Annotated in this window: 14 protein-coding genes; 9 read left to right on the top strand and 5 right to left on the bottom strand. The window is 64.6% G+C overall.

All coding sequences use genetic code 11. The features are described from left to right. Positions 1-218: 218 nt before the first annotated feature. Together QMX83_RS05935 and aceE are read right to left on the bottom strand one after the other, a co-directional pair. Complete coding sequence (locus tag QMX83_RS05935; RefSeq protein WP_282295730.1) at positions 219-1592, bottom strand: ATP-binding protein; 1374 nt, start codon at positions 1590-1592, stop codon at positions 219-221. A gap of 86 nt (positions 1593-1678) precedes the next feature. After that, a complete protein-coding gene (gene aceE / locus QMX83_RS05930) occupies positions 1679-4366 on the bottom strand; it encodes a pyruvate dehydrogenase (acetyl-transferring), homodimeric type (protein WP_282295729.1) in 2688 nt (895 codons plus the stop codon). Between the two features lie 277 nt (positions 4367-4643). Between aceE and QMX83_RS05925 the strand changes: the two genes are divergently transcribed. The 3 genes from QMX83_RS05925 to QMX83_RS05915 all read left to right on the top strand — a co-directional run bounded on the left by QMX83_RS05925 (position 4644) and on the right by QMX83_RS05915 (position 6605). Next, positions 4644-5144 (top strand): PadR family transcriptional regulator, encoded by a 501-nt coding sequence (locus QMX83_RS05925; RefSeq protein WP_282295728.1) that lies wholly within the window; start codon positions 4644-4646, stop codon positions 5142-5144. Between the two features lie 45 nt (positions 5145-5189). Next, positions 5190-5987, top strand: coding sequence for a siderophore-interacting protein (locus tag QMX83_RS05920; protein ID WP_282295726.1), 798 nt, complete (start codon positions 5190-5192; stop codon positions 5985-5987). Positions 5988-6191: 204 nt separating this feature from the next. Further along, complete coding sequence (locus QMX83_RS05915) at positions 6192-6605, top strand: hypothetical protein (protein WP_282295725.1); 414 nt, start codon at positions 6192-6194, stop codon at positions 6603-6605. A 493-nt stretch (positions 6606-7098) separates the two neighbouring features. On the opposite strand, the gene QMX83_RS05910 is transcribed toward QMX83_RS05915, so the two are convergent. Both QMX83_RS05910 and QMX83_RS05905 read right to left on the bottom strand, forming a co-directional pair. Next, positions 7099-7809, bottom strand: a complete 711-nt coding sequence (locus QMX83_RS05910) for a YceI family protein (protein ID WP_282295724.1) — start codon at positions 7807-7809, stop codon at positions 7099-7101. A gap of 87 nt (positions 7810-7896) precedes the next feature. Then, positions 7897-8487, bottom strand: a complete 591-nt coding sequence (locus QMX83_RS05905) for a malonic semialdehyde reductase (RefSeq protein ID WP_282295723.1) — start codon at positions 8485-8487, stop codon at positions 7897-7899. A gap of 79 nt (positions 8488-8566) precedes the next feature. On the opposite strand from QMX83_RS05905, the gene QMX83_RS05900 reads away from it, so the two are divergent. The 6 genes from QMX83_RS05900 to QMX83_RS05875 all read left to right on the top strand — a co-directional run bounded on the left by QMX83_RS05900 (position 8567) and on the right by QMX83_RS05875 (position 13387). Then, complete coding sequence (locus QMX83_RS05900; protein ID WP_282295722.1) at positions 8567-9532, top strand: mitochondrial fission ELM1 family protein; 966 nt, start codon at positions 8567-8569, stop codon at positions 9530-9532. Positions 9533-9785: 253 nt separating this feature from the next. Continuing rightward, entirely contained in the window at positions 9786-10286 is a 501-nt protein-coding gene (locus QMX83_RS05895) for a hypothetical protein (protein ID WP_282295721.1), read from the top strand. A 68-nt stretch (positions 10287-10354) separates the two neighbouring features. After that, positions 10355-11131, top strand: coding sequence for a DUF2145 domain-containing protein (locus QMX83_RS05890; protein ID WP_282295752.1), 777 nt, complete (start codon positions 10355-10357; stop codon positions 11129-11131). A 25-nt stretch (positions 11132-11156) separates the two neighbouring features. Next, positions 11157-11660, top strand: a complete 504-nt coding sequence (locus tag QMX83_RS05885; protein ID WP_282295720.1) for a hypothetical protein — start codon at positions 11157-11159, stop codon at positions 11658-11660. Positions 11661-11674: 14 nt separating this feature from the next. Beyond that, positions 11675-12163 (top strand): hypothetical protein, encoded by a 489-nt coding sequence (locus QMX83_RS05880; RefSeq protein ID WP_282295719.1) that lies wholly within the window; start codon positions 11675-11677, stop codon positions 12161-12163. A 669-nt stretch (positions 12164-12832) separates the two neighbouring features. Continuing rightward, positions 12833-13387: a queuosine precursor transporter gene (locus tag QMX83_RS05875; RefSeq protein WP_282295718.1), complete on the top strand. Its 555-nt coding sequence runs from the start codon at positions 12833-12835 to the stop codon at positions 13385-13387. 71 nt (positions 13388-13458) lie between these two features. Here QMX83_RS05875 and glnE read toward each other — a convergent pair whose 3' ends face one another. Beyond that, positions 13459-16284, bottom strand: a complete 2826-nt coding sequence (glnE, locus tag QMX83_RS05870; RefSeq protein WP_282295716.1) for a bifunctional [glutamate--ammonia ligase]-adenylyl-L-tyrosine phosphorylase/[glutamate--ammonia-ligase] adenylyltransferase — start codon at positions 16282-16284, stop codon at positions 13459-13461. Positions 16285-16453 lie beyond the last annotated feature (169 nt).

Here is a 16453-nt window from a genome sequence, read left to right as displayed (position 1 = left end):
GCCCACATCCCCAGGCTTGGCCCGAGGCGTGGTTCTCATACCACGATTACCATCCTCGACCTAGAGTTTGATCTCGGCCGCCGTTAGATCGAGCTAGCGACTGGCAGCAGCGACAGTCGTCTTGCCCTAGATGATCCCAAGTACCAGCTCTAGCTTGCGTGGGGCGATGCAGCACTTGATCTCGCCTATTAGTCGTTGCTGAGAGAGAGAGCGGTCCATCAAGACTCTGCAGCCTTCTCTCGGTGCTTCACGGCGACCTTCTTTCCCGTAAGCTCACCAAGGATTCGAATCAGAGTCCTGTTGACGTCGTCAGCATCAAAGCCCTCGAATGCAATTTCATATCCATCAGCTTGACCTGTATGGGTTGCAAGTGCGTATGCGCGATAAATAGGGTCGGAGAATGAGTAGAGGGCGGTAGACGAGTCATACCTAATGACCGCGCCGTTCTCAACCTTCAGAAGGCGCACTATGGCGCTCTTGAGGCTAGCATCCTGATATCCGGGCTCAATTTGTCTGATCCTACGAAGAATCTGCAAGCGCGCCGCACCGTTCTCCCCCAGATTGCTGAGGGCTCGAATGATCAGTTCAGCGTGCTTGTATCTTTCATTACGCTTCGGCTTCAGTGCCTTGGAGAAAGCACTCTTGATGCTATCCGAAGCCTCCGCAATATAGTCCTTGAGTGCCCTTTCAAAGTCAGATGCGGTGAGCACGACATCATGCCCTCTGATGGTGCCGGTAATGCCTGCCCCTTGACACATATTCAAGCATAGGTGATGGCAGACAGAAGGCAGGCCATTGGAATGGCGCACGATCTGACGCTTCACTGAACTGTCAAATCGAATACCCAGTGCCGCCTCACCCTTCTCAATGATTCTTGCGCGCTCCGCCTCATCCATAAGTGGAACATGAATTTCCGCTATTCTGTTTCGCATCTCTGGATCATAGTCGACCACTTGACGCGCAGTATCCACCGCACCGATCGCGATTATTTTGAGCCGCTCATAGTCATCGGACATGTCCATGAAGACTTTCATCATCTGTGCCAAACTCTGCTTCTCAGCAGCATCGACTTTGTGGAAGTCTTCAATGACCCAGCAAGCGCCAACCTCACCGAGTAAGCGCGCCAGTGTCTGTGCCGTCAGCTGAGGAGGTAAGATTCGCGAATTCTTCTCCGAATGCTCTTTTGTCTCCTGCGCAGCAATCTTTGCTTTAATGAGCAAATAAGAAGCGCCAAGCTCAGCGCCAGACTGCTTCTTTATCGCGCGACTGGATTCTGAGGTGTAGTACGGATCAAGTTGATCAAATGCGTCCAAAATCAGCTGATCGAACTTCATACCCTTCATGCAACGCGTAGTTATATGTCGTTCGTACAACTGATGAAGCTTATTGACAAGCAGTGTGGTCTTGCCCATTCCCGAGTAACCGTAGACAACGACTTGTCGACCCGGCGTGCTAAGAGCATTCACGAGTCTATCGTTGATCTCCTCCCGCTCGACGAACGCCACTCGTGCTGGACGCGTCGGAGTAAATACCTCCGTCACGGTGAAGCTATCGCATCCAGCATATTCAGGGCTTAGTGCATTCCCTCGCATTCAATACGTTTCCTAGTAGGCCGGCATTTTGATGGGAAAAAAGAAGGGCGGCCGAAGCCGCCCTTCTTACTTTAAATCAAGTTGAATCAAACCCCAACCGGATTACTCTTCTCCGGATCAATCTTGTACTGCTTGATCGCCCGGGCCACATCCTTCCCGGTCATCTTCCCGTCCTTCGCCAGCGCCGCAATCGCCGCGTGGGCAATGTAGTACCGGTCCACTTCAAAGAAGCGGCGCAGGTTGGCGCGGGTGTCCGAGCGGCCGAAACCGTCGGTGCCCAGCACGGTGTAGGTGGCCGGCACGAAGGCGCGGATCTGGTCGGCGTAGGCGCGCACGTAGTCGGTGGCGGCAATCACCGGGCCCTGGCGGTCTTCCAGCAGCTCGGTCACGTAGGCCTTGCGCTGGGCGTCTTCCGGGTGCAGGCGGTTCCAACGCTCTGCGTCGAAGCCATCGCGGCGCAGTTCGTTGAAGCTCGGGCAGCTCCAGATGTCGGCGGTGACGCCGAAGTCCTTCTCCAGCAGCGCAGCCGCTTCAATGGCTTCGCGCAGGATGGTGCCCGAACCCAGCAGCTGCACGCGCAGCTCGTTCTTCTTCGGCTTGCCGGCGTCGGTCAGCAGGTACATACCCTTCACGATGCCTTCGGCTGCACCTTCCGGCATTTCCGGGTGGGTGTAGTTTTCGTTCATCAGGGTCAGGTAGTAGTACTCGTCTACCTGGTCTTCCATCATGGCCTTGGTGCCGTGCTGCAGGATCACCGTCACTTCGAAGCCGAAGGTCGGGTCGTAGCTGCGCACGTTCGGAATGCCGCCGGCGGCCAAGTGGCTGTGGCCGTCTTCGTGCTGCAGGCCTTCACCGTTCAGGGTGGTGCGGCCGGCGGTGCCGCCGAGCAGGAAGCCGCGGGTACGCATGTCGGCGGCCTGCCAGGCAATGTCGCCCACGCGCTGGAAGCCGAACATGCTGTAGTAGATGTAGAACGGCAGCATCGGCACGTTGCTGACCGAATAGCTGGTACCGGCGGCCATCCACGAGGCAATGGCACCGGGTTCGCTGATGCCCTGCTGCAGCACCTGCCCGCTCTGGTCTTCGCGGTAGAACATGAGCTGGTCGGCGTCGACCGGCTTGTACTTCTGGCCGAACGGCGCGTAGATGCCGATCTGGCGGAACAGGCCTTCCATACCGAAGGTACGGGCTTCGTCGGCCACGATCGGCACGATGTGCGGGCCCAGTTCCTTGTCGCGCAGGGTGATGTTCAGGCTCTGCACGAAGGCCATGGTGGTGCTGTAGCTGCGCTCGCCGCTGCTCTTGAGCAGGCGCTCGTAGGCTTCCAGCTTCGGTGCGTTGAAGCTCTTGGTGGCCTTGCGACGGCGCTGCGGCAGGTGACCGCCCAGGGCGGCACGGCGTTCCTGCAGGTACTTCACTTCCGGGCTGTCCGGGCCGGGGTGATAGAACGGCACCTGGCCGTCCTTCAGCTGCTCGTCCGTCACCGGAATGTTGAAGCGGTCGCGGAAGTGGCGAACGGCTTCGTCATCCAGCTTCTTGGTCTGGTGGGTCGGGTTCAGCGCTTCACCGGCGCTGCCCATGCCGTAGCCCTTCACGGTCTTGGCCAGGATCACGGTGGGCATGCCCTTGGTGTTCACGGCTTCGTGGTAGGCGGCATACACCTTGTGCGGGTCGTGGCCGCCGCGGTTGAGGCGCCAGATGTCGTCGTCGGACAGACCGGCCACCATGGCGGCGGTTTCCGGGTACTTGCCGAAGAAATGCTCGCGGGTGTACGCGCCGCCGAAGGCCTTGCAGTTCTGGTATTCGCCGTCGACGGTTTCCATCATCAGCTTCTTCAGAACACCGTTGGTGTCCTTGGCCAGCAGGGCATCCCAGTAACCGCCCCACAGCAGCTTGATGACGTTCCAGCCGCCGCCACGGAACACGCCTTCCAGTTCCTGGATGATCTTGCCGTTGCCGCGCACCGGACCGTCGAGGCGCTGCAGGTTGCAGTTGACCACGAAGATCAGGTTGTCCAGGCCTTCACGGCCGGCCAGGGCGATGGCACCGAGGGTTTCCGGCTCGTCGCTTTCGCCGTCGCCGATGAAGCACCACACCTTGCGGTCGGACTTTTCGATCAGGCCACGGTTTTCCAGGTAACGCAGGAACTGCGCCTGGTAGATGGCGGCGAGCGGGCCCAGGCCCATCGACACGGTGGGGGTCTGCCAGTAGTCCGGCATCAGCCACGGGTGCGGGTAGCTCGAGAGGCCGCCGCCGTCGACTTCCATGCGGAACTTGTCGAGCTGCTGTTCGTCAATGCGGCCTTCCAGGAAGGAACGCGCATAGATGCCCGGGGCGCTGTGGCCCTGGATGAAGAGCAGGTCGCCGGGGTGGTTGTCGCTCGGGGCGCGCCAGAAGTGGTTGAAGCCCACGTCGTACAGGGTGGCACCGGAGGCGAAGCTGGCGATGTGGCCGCCGAGGTCGCCGGGCTTGCGGTTGGCGCGCACGACGGTGGCCATCGCGTTCCAGCGGATGATGGAACGAATGCGCCATTCCAGTTCGGCGTTGCCGGGGCTCTTGGCCTCCAGGTTCGGCGAAATGGTGTTCACGTACTCGGTGGTGGGAGAGAACGGCAGGTAGGCACCCGAACGACGGGTGAGTTCCACCATGCCTTCCAACAGCTGATGCGCGCGCTCAGGGCCCTCGACATCAATAACGGCCTTCAGCGACTCGATCCACTCCTGGGTTTCCACCGGGTTCGGGTCGTTGCTCAGCACATCGTTCAACCAGTTCATTAGCGCTCCCATGACCGCACGCACGCGCGCGACTTGTTTTAGATTTCTAGCCGCAAAGTGTAGCGCACCAATGGGTTTGCGATCTTCGCTACGGGTGCGTATGGAGCAAGAGCAGCCGGGCAAGCCCGGCTCTACGGGGGCGTGGCGCGCGGTTTTGGGGCGGTGTCTTGGGACAGCGCGCGACATTGTGACGCAGTGTTCCATGGGGTTTGCGGGGGTTGATTGATCCGGACGGGTTTTCGATATATCGTTAACGCACTCGAATCGATATATCGAAATGACCTGTCCGCGCGAACCTGATGTCCCTGCCCGTTCGGCCAGCGCACGCCCGCTGAGCCGGGGCGACCTGCGCCTGCTGGTGCTGGCGCTGCTGGCCGAGCAGCCGCGGCATGGCTATGAGCTCATTCAGTGCATCGCGGAGATGTTCGTGCGGGTGTACACGCCGAGCGCGGGCTCGATCTACCCGGTGCTGTCGCAGTTCGAGGCGGCGGGCTGGGTGGATGTGAGCGATGACGGTGGTCGTCGGCGCTTCCAGCTCAATGCGCTGGGCCAGGCGGAGCTTGCGGCGCAGCGCGAGGAAGTGAATGCGGCCATGCGCCGGGTTCGCGACAGCGCGCGCACGATTGCCAAGGCGAACTTGCCGATGTCGGTGCGGGAAGCGCTGCGCGAGGTGAAGCAGGCGCTGGGTTTGCACCATGCGCGGTGGTCGGATGAGAACACGGCCGTTGTGGCGCAGGCGTTGCGTGAGGCGGCGGTTCGGATTCGAGCTGGGCGTTAGTCATTTTTTTGCCGCTCCGGCGGCCTTGATACAGGTAATTCCCCCATGGCTTTGCACGAACATCAGTTGCTGCGTCATACCGTGAAGTTCCGCCCGCTGCAGGTGCTGCGCACCGAGGAGATCACCCCGAGCATGCGCCGGGTGGTGGTGGGTGGCCCGGCGTTGGAGGGCTTTGATTCGCCCGCGCCGGACGACCACGTGAAGCTGTTCTTCCCGAATGCGGCGGGCGACTTCGTGGTGCCCACGATGACCGAACACGGCCCGCGCTACCCGGAAGGCCAAGAGCCCTCCCCCGCCCGCGACTACACGCCGCGCTGGTGGGATCTGGAGGCGGGTGAGCTGGCGATCGACTTTGTCCTGCACGGCGACGGCGTGGCTTCGCGCTGGGCGGCCAATGCCCAGCCGGGCGATGCGATTGCGGTGGGTGGGCCGCGCGGCTCGCATATCACGGCGGACGACTTTGACACCTATGTGCTGATTGGTGATGAGACCGCGCTGCCGGCGATTGCGCGGTGGCTGGAGCAGTTGCCGGAGAACGCGCAGGCGCAGGTGTATGTGGAGATTCCGGAGGCGGAAGACCGCCAGGCGCTGCCGGAGGATGAGCGCATTACGGTGTGGTGGTTGGAGCGTAATGGGTTTGATGCGGCGAGCAGCACGTTGTTGGAGGACGTGTTTACGGACTTTGAGGAGCCGGACGGGGACACGTTCTATTGGATTGCGACGGAGTCACGCCGGGCCCGGATGATGCGGAAGTATCTGGAGGGGCATTTGGGGGTGCCGAAGGAGTGGATCCGGTCGAAGGGGTATTGGAAGGCGCATGCGGATGAGCATGAAGGGGATTGACCGCGCCGCGATGCCGGACGGGGGAATGTAGAGCCGGGCTTGCCCGGCTGAGCCACCGCGATGTCGGACGCAAGAAACGTAGAGCCGGGCTTGCCCGGCTGAACGACCGCGATGTCGGACAGAAGCCGGGCAAGCCCGGCTCTACGGGATCGCGCGCGATGTTTGATCCACCCGACGTGTAGCCACGCCCTACAATTCGCCCCTATGCCTGCCCTCACCTCTTCGGCCCTTGCCGACCTCATCGCGCGCCTTCAACAAGGCGACCCTTCCCTTGATGCCGCCCTGGCCGCCGCAGCCCCCAACGCCACCGTCCCGGTGCGCGAGGCGGTCTTGGCCTTGGCGCTTTCCCAGCAGGCGTTGTTGAAGGCCCAGGCCGATATGGACCTGGTGGCCGATGAACTGCGGAAGTATCAGAAGTTCGCGGCACCGGGGAAGCCGAATCTGCAGATCGTGCAGCTGCGCAAGCAGCAGGCGGCGGTGAAGCAGACGGCGCTGGTGGCGCGGCAGGGGTATGCGCAAGCCACGCATGTGTTTTTGCGCGGCACCGGGGTGGTGGTGCCGGCACGGCGCACGCCGACGGATTTCAGTGCGTTGTGGTTGGGGAAGTTGGTGGGGTGATGGTGCGCGGTGAGATCCGGGCGCGTGGCGACGCTTGGGACGCTTGGGACGCTTGGGACGCACGGATTGTGTGAGACCGGTAGGGTCGCACGACAGTCGACCGCCGATAGCGGTGCCACGCCCGGGGAGGCATGAGGGGGGATCGGAGGCGTTTGCCGGGCGGTGAGGCGTTTGCCCGGTGGGGTCCATGCGTTAAAGCGCCGATCGGGCGTTATCGGCCGTCGTCTGTCGACCGACGCTACCAAAACCAGAGCCAAAGCCAGAGCAACAGCAACAGCCAGAGCGACAGCCAAAGCGACAGCCAGAGCGACAGCCAGAGCAACAGCCAGAGCAACAGCCAGAGCGACAGCCAGAGCGACAGCCAGAGCCAAAGCAAGAGCCAAAGCAAGAGCAACAGCCAAAGCGACAGCCAAAGCCAAAGCCAAAGCCCCACCCCAAAACAAAAACGGCCCGCCAAACATGGCGGGCCGTCTTCATTTCAAACCATCAACCCTTAAGCAGCCGGCTTTTCGCCGGTGGCTTCGGTGGTGATGCGGATCTTCACTTCATCGCTGACGTTCGGGGCGTACGCGCCGACGCCGAAGTCGCTGCGCTTGATGGTGGTGGTGGCGTCGAAGCCAGCGGCCGGGACCTTGGCCATCGGGTGCTCGCCGCCGCCGTTGATGGTGACGTCCAGCACGACCGGCTTGGTGATGTCCTTGATGGTCAGGTCACCGGTGACGGTCAGCTTGTTGGTGCCGGCGGCTTCCACCTTGGTGCTCTTGAAGGTGGCGGCCGGGAATTTGGCGGCGTCGAAGAAGTCGGCGCTCTTCAGGTGTTCGTCGAACTTGGCGGTGAAGCTGTTCAGGCCGCTCAGCGGCAGCTTCACTTCGACGGTGCTCTTGGTCACGTCAGCGGAGTCGAACACCAGGGTGCCTTCGGCGTTGCCGAAGTGGGCGCTGGGGTTGGAGAAGCCGAAGTGGCTCCACTGGGCCAGCACGTCGGTGTGGGTCGGGTCGAGCTTGTAAGTGCCCGACGCGATCTGGATGGCTTCAGCCGCCGGCGCAGCGGCAGCGGCGTCAGTGGCCGGGGTGGTGGTTTCAGCAGCGGCCGGGGTGGCAGCGGCGTCGGCAGCCGGGGCGGCGGCTTCATCGGCCGGCTTGGAGCAGGCGGTGATGGCCAGGGTCAGGGCCAGCGGCAGGAGCAGTTTGCGGGTAACGGTCATGGGAGTCTCTCTCGCTAAGGGAAGGGGAAGAAAGCAACAACGCGTACAGCCCGTCCGCACAGACGGGCCGCGGTCTGGCGGTAACGCTTATTCGATGCGGGCAGCTTCGTCGAACGACAGGCGAGGCAGCCGGGGGAACAGGCCCGAAGGATCACCGTACCCCAAGTTGACCAGGAAATTCGACTTGATGGCGGTGCCCTTGAAGAAGGCCTCGTCGACCTTGGCATTGTCGAAGCCGCTCATCGGGCCGGCGTCCAGGCCCAGCGCGCGGGCGGCGAGGATGAGGTAACCGCCCTGCAGGCTGCCGTTGCGGAATGCGCCTTCGGTGCGGCCTTCACGCGGGCCGTCGAACCACGCCTTGGCGTCGGTGTGCGGGAACAGGAACGGCAGCTTCTCGTGGAAGTCTTCGTCGAAACCGATGATGACGGTGACCGGGGCGGCCAGGGTCTTGTCGTGGTTGCCTTCGGAGAGCGCCGGGGCCAGCTTGGCCTTGGCTTCCGGCGACTTCACGAACACGAAGCGCGCGGGGCTGCCGTTGGCGGCGGTGGGAGCCCACTTCAGCAGGTCGTACAGGGCGCGCAGCTGGGCGTCTTCGACAGGCTTGTCCTGGAAGGCGTTCTGGGTGCGGGCAGTACGGAACAGCTGGTCTAGCGCAGTGTCGTTAAGCACGTTGGACATGAAGCCTCCGGGATCGGTGAAGGCTCGCAGTGTAGAGTGTCGCAACAGCTGCAACACCCAGCCTGACTGAAACGAATTAATGCCACACGTGAAACAATGGACCGCGCCCTGGACGATCACTGACGGCCGCGCAGGCAATGTGCGCCAGGCGGTGGCGCTGGCCAGTGCGTTGAAGCTGGGCGCGCACCGACCGCTGGTGCTGGAGCCGCGTGCGCCGTGGAAGTGGGCGGCACCGCGTTGGTTGCCGGGGATGGCTGACGGTTTTGGACCGGGGTTGGCGGCGTTGGTGGCGAATCCGCCGGAACTGGCCGTTGGCTGTGGCCGACAGGCGGCGGGGGCGCTGCGTGCGTTGCGCGCGCGTGGTTCGATCGTGGTGCAGATTCTGGACCCGCGTGTTTCGCCCCGGCATTGGGACCTGGTGGTGGTGCCGGAACACGATCGCCTGCGCGGCGAGAACGTGCTGACCCTGCTGGGCAGTTTGAACCCGGTGAATGACGATTGGCTGGCCTTGGGGCGTGCGGCGTTTGCGGAGTTCGGCGCGCTGCCGGGGCCGCGTACGGCTTTGCTGGTAGGCGGGCCGACCGCGCATGCGCCGTGGAACGAGCCGGACATGGCGCGGGTGTTCCAGCAGGTGGCGTCGCAGGTGCGGGCTGAGGGTGGCAGTGTGTTGGCGACGACCTCGCGGCGCACGCCGCCGGCGTTGGTGGGGGCGCTGCGCAGTGCGTTTGCCGGCTTGCCGCAGGTGATCTGGGGCGACGGGGGCGACGGGGTGAACCCGTATGCCGGGTTGCTGGGCTGGGCACACCGGGTGGTGGTGTCGCCGGATTCGGTGAATCTGTTGTCCGAGGCGTGTGCGACCCGGGTGCCGGTGTGTGTGGCGCTGGGGGAGCAGGCGCAGGGAAGGATGGTGGTGTTCCAGCAGGCGCTGCGGGAACGCGGGCGGTTGCAGGAACGGTGGTTGGAGTGGGGGGTTGAGGGGGATGTGGTGCCGCTGCGGGAGACCGGGCGGGTGGCGAAGCAGGTGTTGGAGCGGTTGGCGGGGTGACGCACCGCAATGCCGGACCCAACCGACACGTAGAGCCGGGCTTGCCCGGCTGAACCACCGCGATGCCCGTCACAACCGACACGTAGAGCCGGGCTTGCCCGGCTGAACCACCGCGATGCCCGTCACAACCGACACGTAGAGCCACGCCCTGCGTGGCTGCGCGATGCCCAAACAGGTTCGAGGGCTGCCGCAGGCGGGTAAGATGTCCGGACGAGAAGATGGAACCTCGGTGCAACTACATGGAGACGCAACAATGCGCAGTGTTTTGATTTCCGCAGTACTGGCTTCGGCCTTGATTGCAGCTCCGGTACAGGCGGAGACGCACGACCTGAGCGACAAGGCCATGAGCTACGCCGCCATTGGCTCGTTCGTGACCCTGTACGTGGTGACCTCGCCAGTCTGGCTCACGTCGGCAGCCGTCGATAAACTCTCCGCACGTTCGAAGGCCAACGGCAAAAAGACGGCTGGCAAAGCTGGCCGCCTGCCACCGCTGACGGTGGAGAAGGTGGAAACCCAGGCCGACGGCGCAGTGGAAGTGACACTGAAGAACCCGGAAGCCGCGGAAGACCTGGCGGTCGTGCAGTGGCCAGCACGCGACGACAGCCCGGGCAAGGCGTTGAAAGTGGGCGACGTACTCGACTTCACCCCGACCGATGTCGGCGCGGGCTGGATGGTCGCCAACGCACAGGGAGAGACCCTGGCATTCATGCCGACCGACGATGCAGCGAAGAGCCAGATGAGTGAGGCGTACTGAGGCGACTCAGGAGGGGTGACATGGAACGTTGGTTGATCTTTCTGCTGTTGTTAGTGCCAGGCACCGCCATGGCCGCGCGCGAATGCGTGCCTCGCTACCCCACCCCGGCCTCCATGGCGGCGATGTTCGACGTGGCGCAGGCCACGGCCGAATCCCTGGACGCGCTGGAAGGCGTGGACGTGGCGCTGGTGGCACGCGGTGGCCAGGACCTGAGCAAATACGGGCTTCGCCACAGCCATGTGGCCTTCGCAGTGCGCGAGGCCGACGGCCAGTGGCGCACGCTGCACCTGCTGAACGAGTGCAAGGGCGCGACCTCGCGGCTGTTCCGCGAGGGATTGAGCAACTTCATCGGCGAAACCGGGTCGCATACAGACATCCGCGTAGGGGTGCCCTCCCCTGCACTGCGTGATGCCCTGAAGGCACTGCTGGGTGGCGACGGCGCGGCCGCCAAGGCGCTGCACGAACCGCGCTACAGCGTGGTGGCGTACCCGTTCTCGGTGGAGTACCAGAACTCCAACCAGTGGGTGCTGGAGGTTCTGGTGGCCGCGATGCAGCAGGCAGAGGGTCGCACGGTGAGCCGGCGCGCGCAGGCGCAAAGCTGGTTGAAGGCGTACGAGTACAAGCCCAGCGTACTGCACATCGGGGTGGGCAAGCGCCTGGGTGCACGGTTCTTTTCGGCCAATGCGGCCACCACCGACCACCCTGCCAGCGAACGTATTTCCGGTGACTACTCCGTGGTCACAGTGGAGTCGATATTTGATTTCCTGCAGCAGCAGAAGATGCTGGTGCAGGAGATGAGCGTGGCGCACGTGCCGGTAGCCGGCATGGCGGCCCCGCAACCTTGAAACACTCGAACAGGGAGACGCAATCATGCGCAGTTCTTTTATTTCCGCGGCACTGGCCACGCTGCTGGTGGCGGCACCTGTACAAGGGCAGGAAAGACTCAGCGAAGGTGTTGTGAGTTCGGTGGGGATCGGCGCTTACATGGTTGTGTCACTGGTGACCGCCCCGATTTGGATGGCCTCCGGTGCCGCAATGATGGCGAGTGACAAATCGAGCGACGGCAACACTGGCAAGAAGACCGCAGGCAAAGCGGGCAAGCTGCCGCCCCTTACGGTGGAGAAGGTGGACACCAAGGCTGACGGAGCTGTTGAGGTGGCGCTCAAGAACCCGGAGTCGCCGGAAGATCTGGCGGTGATCCAGTGGCCGGCCCGCGAGAACAACCCGGGCAAGACGTTGAAGGTGGGGGATGTGTTGGCTCTGACCCCGACCGAAGCCGGTGCCGGTTGGTTGGTAGCCAATGCGCAGGGGGAGACCTTGGCGTTCATGCCGACGGCTGATGCGGTCAAGAACCAGATGAGTGAGGCGTACTGATGCGGGGTGCCGGTGTGTTCGCGCTGTTGGCCACAGTGCTGCTGATGGCACCTGCGCAGGCGCGGAACATGTGGAGCGAGCGGGCGGTAAGCGCGACGCTGGTGGGCTCCGGAAGGAGTCTGTATGTGATCACCTCGCCCATCTGGCTGACCTCGGCGGGGTACATGACCTTGATTGGCGCTTCCAACCATTCGGGTGGCGGCGGGAGGATCGCCGGCAAGGCCGGTCCCCTGCCGCCGCTGACGGTGGCGAAGGTAGACACCCTGGCCAATGGGGTCATTGAGGTGGCGCTTCAGAATCCTGACGCGCCGGAGGAGCTGGCGCTGGTGCAGTGGCCGGTGCGTGATGACAACCCGGCCAAGGATCTGAAGGTGGGGGATGTATTGGATTTCACCCCGACCGAGGTGGGGGCCGGGTGGGTGGTGGCCAATGCCAAGGGTGAATTGCTGGCGTTCATGCCGACGCAGGATGCGGCTAAGCATCATTTGAGCGAAGTGTATTGAGGCGAGCAGGACACCTGCGTCATTGATCTGCGTGAGCGTCAGTGGCTGATCGCTGACGGGAAGATGGTTTTTCCATCCATACAATCGGCGTCCTTAGGACGCCGATTGTATGGATGGACCTGTCCGCCGCCCGCGCGTTCAATGAAATCCCTTTGTTTCCAATGGGTTTCCGCCTCCCTGTGCTGTCGCTTGTGCCGCCTACAATCCCTGTCCTGAGGACAGGGATTGTATTGGCGAGCTACCGGCTAACGGTGGCGTTCACCTCGGTGGGGTCCATGCGTTAAAGGGCCGATCGGGCGTTATCGGCAGGCGTCTTGCGACCGCCTCTACCGGGGCATGCATTGCGGGGCGTTCGACCATTCCGCCCGTGCCCGTGATGCGTGATGCGTGATGCGGAACGCACGGATGCCTGTGATGCACGGGACACGTGGGATGCACGGGATACCTGCCCGGTAGGGTCGGACGACAGTCGACCGCCGGTAACGGTGCAGCGCCCGGGGACGCATGACCGGGGATCGGAGAGGTTTGCCCGGTGGGGTCCATGCGTTAACGCGCCGATCGGGCGTTATCGGCAGGCGTCTTGCGACCGCCTCTACCAGCGCCGCATCCAGCCCTGTCGCGTGCGATGGGGGATAATGCGCGCCCTTCCCTGCCCTGCCCCTGTTCGCCATGTCCGCGCGCCCCGCTGTTGTGTTTGCCCCTTTGACCGTCCGCAGCCTGCTGCTGGCGGTGTTGGCGATGGGCGCGGTGGTGCTGCTGTCGAATGTGCTGGTGCAGTTTCCGATCAATGACTGGCTGACCTGGGGGGCGTTCAGCTACCCGGTGGCGTTTCTGGTCAGCAACCTGATCAACCGGCGCTTCGGGCCGGCGGCGGCGCGGCGGGTGGCGTGGGCGGGGTTTGCGCTGGCTGTGGTGCTTTCGGTGTGGATTGCCACGCCGCGTATTGCGGTGGCGTCGTGCGTGGCGTTCATTGCGGCGCAGTTGTTGGATATCACCGTGTTTGATCGGTTGCGCCAGGGGAATTGGTGGCGTGCGCCGATGGTGGCGACGACGTGTAGTGCAACGTTGGATACGTGCATTTTCTGGAGCATCGCGTTCGCAGGATCGAGTCTGCCGTGGGTGAGTTGGGCGGCAGGGGATCTGGCGGTGAAGTTGGGGATCGGGGTGTTTTTGTTGGCGCCGTTCCGGGCGTTGTTGTGGAAGATGGCGCCTCGGGTGGGGTGAGGCGTTTGCCCGGTGGGGTCCATGCGTTAAAGCGCCGATGAGTGTTATCGGCGGTCGACTGTCGTCCGACCCTACCGGTCCGACATCGCGGCGAATTCAAGGCCGGAGGCGTTGCAGGCTGCGGTGATGGTGCGTTGCGCTTCCTCAAGTGCTGGCGTGGGCACTGCCATGCGTGGCCTGCGGTCCAACGTGCAGGCCAATCCCACGTCCAATAGCGCTGCATGTGCTTCATGCAATCCGTCGCGCGTTCCGCCGGGCAACCACGCAATCTCCGCGAGCGCATCGATCAGGCTCGGGGTATCACGCGGCTCCAGCACCTGCGGGTGTTCGGCGGCGCTGGCGAGGACGCCGGTCTGGAGCAGGAACTCCAGGTCCACTACCCCACCCGGGCCCTGCTTCAAATCGAGCCGCCCGGCGTCGCTGCGGTCGAGTTCGGTGCGCATGCGCGTGCGCATCTTCAGCACGTCGGCGAACAGCACGTCATGGTCCCGCACGCGGCCGAGGGTCTGTGCGCGTACGCGTTCGAAATCGGCGAGTAGGCTTTCGTCGCCGGCGATGCCGCGCGCGCGAACGAGGGCCTGGTGTTCCCAGGTCCAGGCGCGTTCGCGCTGGTATTCGGTGTAGCTGGCCAGCGAGGACACCAGCGCGCCCTTGCCGCCGTCCGGGCGCAGGCGCACGTCGATGTCGTACAGGCGGCCGGCGGCGGTGACGGCGCTGAGCAGGGCCATCACCTTCTGGGCGAGGCGGGCGTACCAGCGGCCGGGGTCGAGCGGGCGCTTGCCGTCGCTGCTGTCCTGGTCGCTGGGATGATCGTGCAGGAACACGAGGTCGAGATCCGAACCGAAACCGAGCTCCAGACCACCGAGGCTGCCGTAGCCGATGATGGCGAAGCGGCCGCCGGGAATCACGCCGTGCGCCTGCTGCATGTCGGCCTCGGCCATCTGCAGCGCGGTGACGACTACGGCCTGCGCGAGCTGGGCGAGCTGGCGGGTGCTGTCGACGGCGCGCTGGCGGCCGTCGAGGGCGGCCAGGGCCATGCGGAAGCTGAGCGCGAGGCGGGTTTCGTTGAGCAGGCGCAGCGCGGCCTCGGGGTCGTCCACGTTGAGCGCGGCGTTGCACTCGGCCTGCATGGCGGCTTCGTCGGGCATCGGGCCGGAGACGCGGATGTCGAGCAGTTCGTCCAGCAGCAGCGGATAGGCGGCGAGGCGCTCGGCGAGCAGCGCGCTGCGGGCGAGCACGTCGACAAGGCGGGCGAGCGCGCTGGGTTGTTCGTCGAGCAGGGCGAGGTAGCTGGTGCGGCGCAGGATGGCCTGCAGCAGGCCGAGCACGCGCTTGAGTGCGGCATCGGGCTGCGGCGAGCGGGTGGCGGCGTGCAGCAGCGCGGGCAGCACGCGGTCCAGGCGCGCACGCGCGGCGTCGGAGAGCGACTTCACGCCGAGGGACTGGGCGAAGTCACGCAGCGACTGGTCGGCACCGTGGGCGTCGCTGAAGCCGGCGTCGGCCAGTACCTCGGCGCTCCCGCCTTCGGGCAGGCCGCGCCAGTAGTTGGACAGCGCATCAGGCGCGGCCTGGCCGGCGCGTGGGGCGAGCAGTGCGCCAAATTCGGTGCTGACCCGGCTGCGCTGCACATCGAGCGCGGCAACCAGGGCGTCCCAATCTTCGTACCCCAGCGTGCAGGCCAGGCGCAGGCGGTCGGTGGGGTCGCTGGGCAGCGCGTGGGTCTGCGCGTCACGCAGCATCTGCAGGCGGTTTTCCAGCCGGCGCAGGAAGTCGTAGGCGTGCAGCAGGTCGGCCCCGTCCTGCGGGTCCATCTGCCCGCAGGCGACGAGGGCGGGCAGCGCGTACAGCAGGCGGCGCTCGCGCAGGGTGGCTTCGCGGCCGCCACGGATGAGTTGCAGGGCCTGGGTGAGGAACTCGATCTCGCGGATGCCACCGGGTCCGCGTTTGATGTCGTCAAACATCTCCTTGCGGGCGACTTCGGCGGTGATGGCGGCCTTCATTTCACGCAGGCCGTCGAGCGCGGTGAAGTCGAGGTAGCGGCGATAGACGAACGGGCGCAGGGTCTGCAGCCAGGCTTCGCCGGCGGCGATGTCACCAGCGACAGCGCGGGCCTTGAGCCAGGCGTAGCGCTCCCAGTCGCGGCCTTCGCGCTGGAAGTAGTTGTCCATGCCGGCGAAGGAAAGCGCGACGCGGCCGGCATTGCCGAACGGGCGCAGGCGCAGGTCGACGCGGTGGCTGAAGCCGTCGACGGTGGTGTCGTCGAGCAGGCGCGCGAGACGCTGGCCGAGGCGGGCGAAGTATTCCTCGGCGGCAAGCGGGCGCGGGCCGTCGGATTCGCCGCCCTGCGGGTAGGCGTAGACGAGGTCGACGTCGGAGCTGAAGTTGAGTTCGCCTCCGCCGAGCTTGCCCAGGCCGAACACCACCAGGCGCTGGAGGCTGCCGTCGGCGCTGGCGCGGACGACGCCATGGCGGGTGGCGAATTCCTGTTCCAGCGCGGTGAGGGCGAGACCGAGGCAGTCTTCGGCCAGGGCGGTGGCACCGCGCAGGGTGGCGGGCACGTCGTCGAGGCCATTCAGGTCACGCCAGATGAGGCGGGTGGAGGCGGCGGTGCGGTAGCGACGCAAACGGACCGGCCAGTCGCTGGGGTGCTCGGGTTCGAGTTCCGGGAGCGGGATCGGCGGGCAGTCGTTTTGGGTCAATTGCGACAGCAGTGCGGGCTGGCGGCACAGGGTGTCGATGGCGAAGTCGCTGGCGAGGGCGAGTTCACGCAGCTGGTCGAGGACGGCTTCGGTGGGGGGCCAGTGGGGGCTGTCGGCCAGGCTGAGGGCCAGGCGCGCCAAGGCGCGGTCTACCAGGGGGACGAGGGCGGCGGGAACGGCGTTGGCGGGGATTGGCATATGCCGATTATGACCGCGGGCCGCGCGCCCGGGGCGGCATGGCGTTTGACGCGAATGGGGACGTCAGGTGGGCCGTAGAGCCACGCCCTGCGTGGCTGGGGTGCCGGATTCGCGCGGTTACGGTCGATACGCGCGATGACGGTGGGTCGAAGCCACGCAGGGCGTGGCT

The sequence above is a fragment of the Stenotrophomonas sp. PS02289 genome, from assembly GCF_029960115.1.
Taxonomy (GTDB): Bacteria; Pseudomonadota; Gammaproteobacteria; order Xanthomonadales; family Xanthomonadaceae; genus Stenotrophomonas.
Note: the sequence above shows the minus strand (reverse complement) of the source record. Positions and strands in the feature narration are given on the sequence as shown.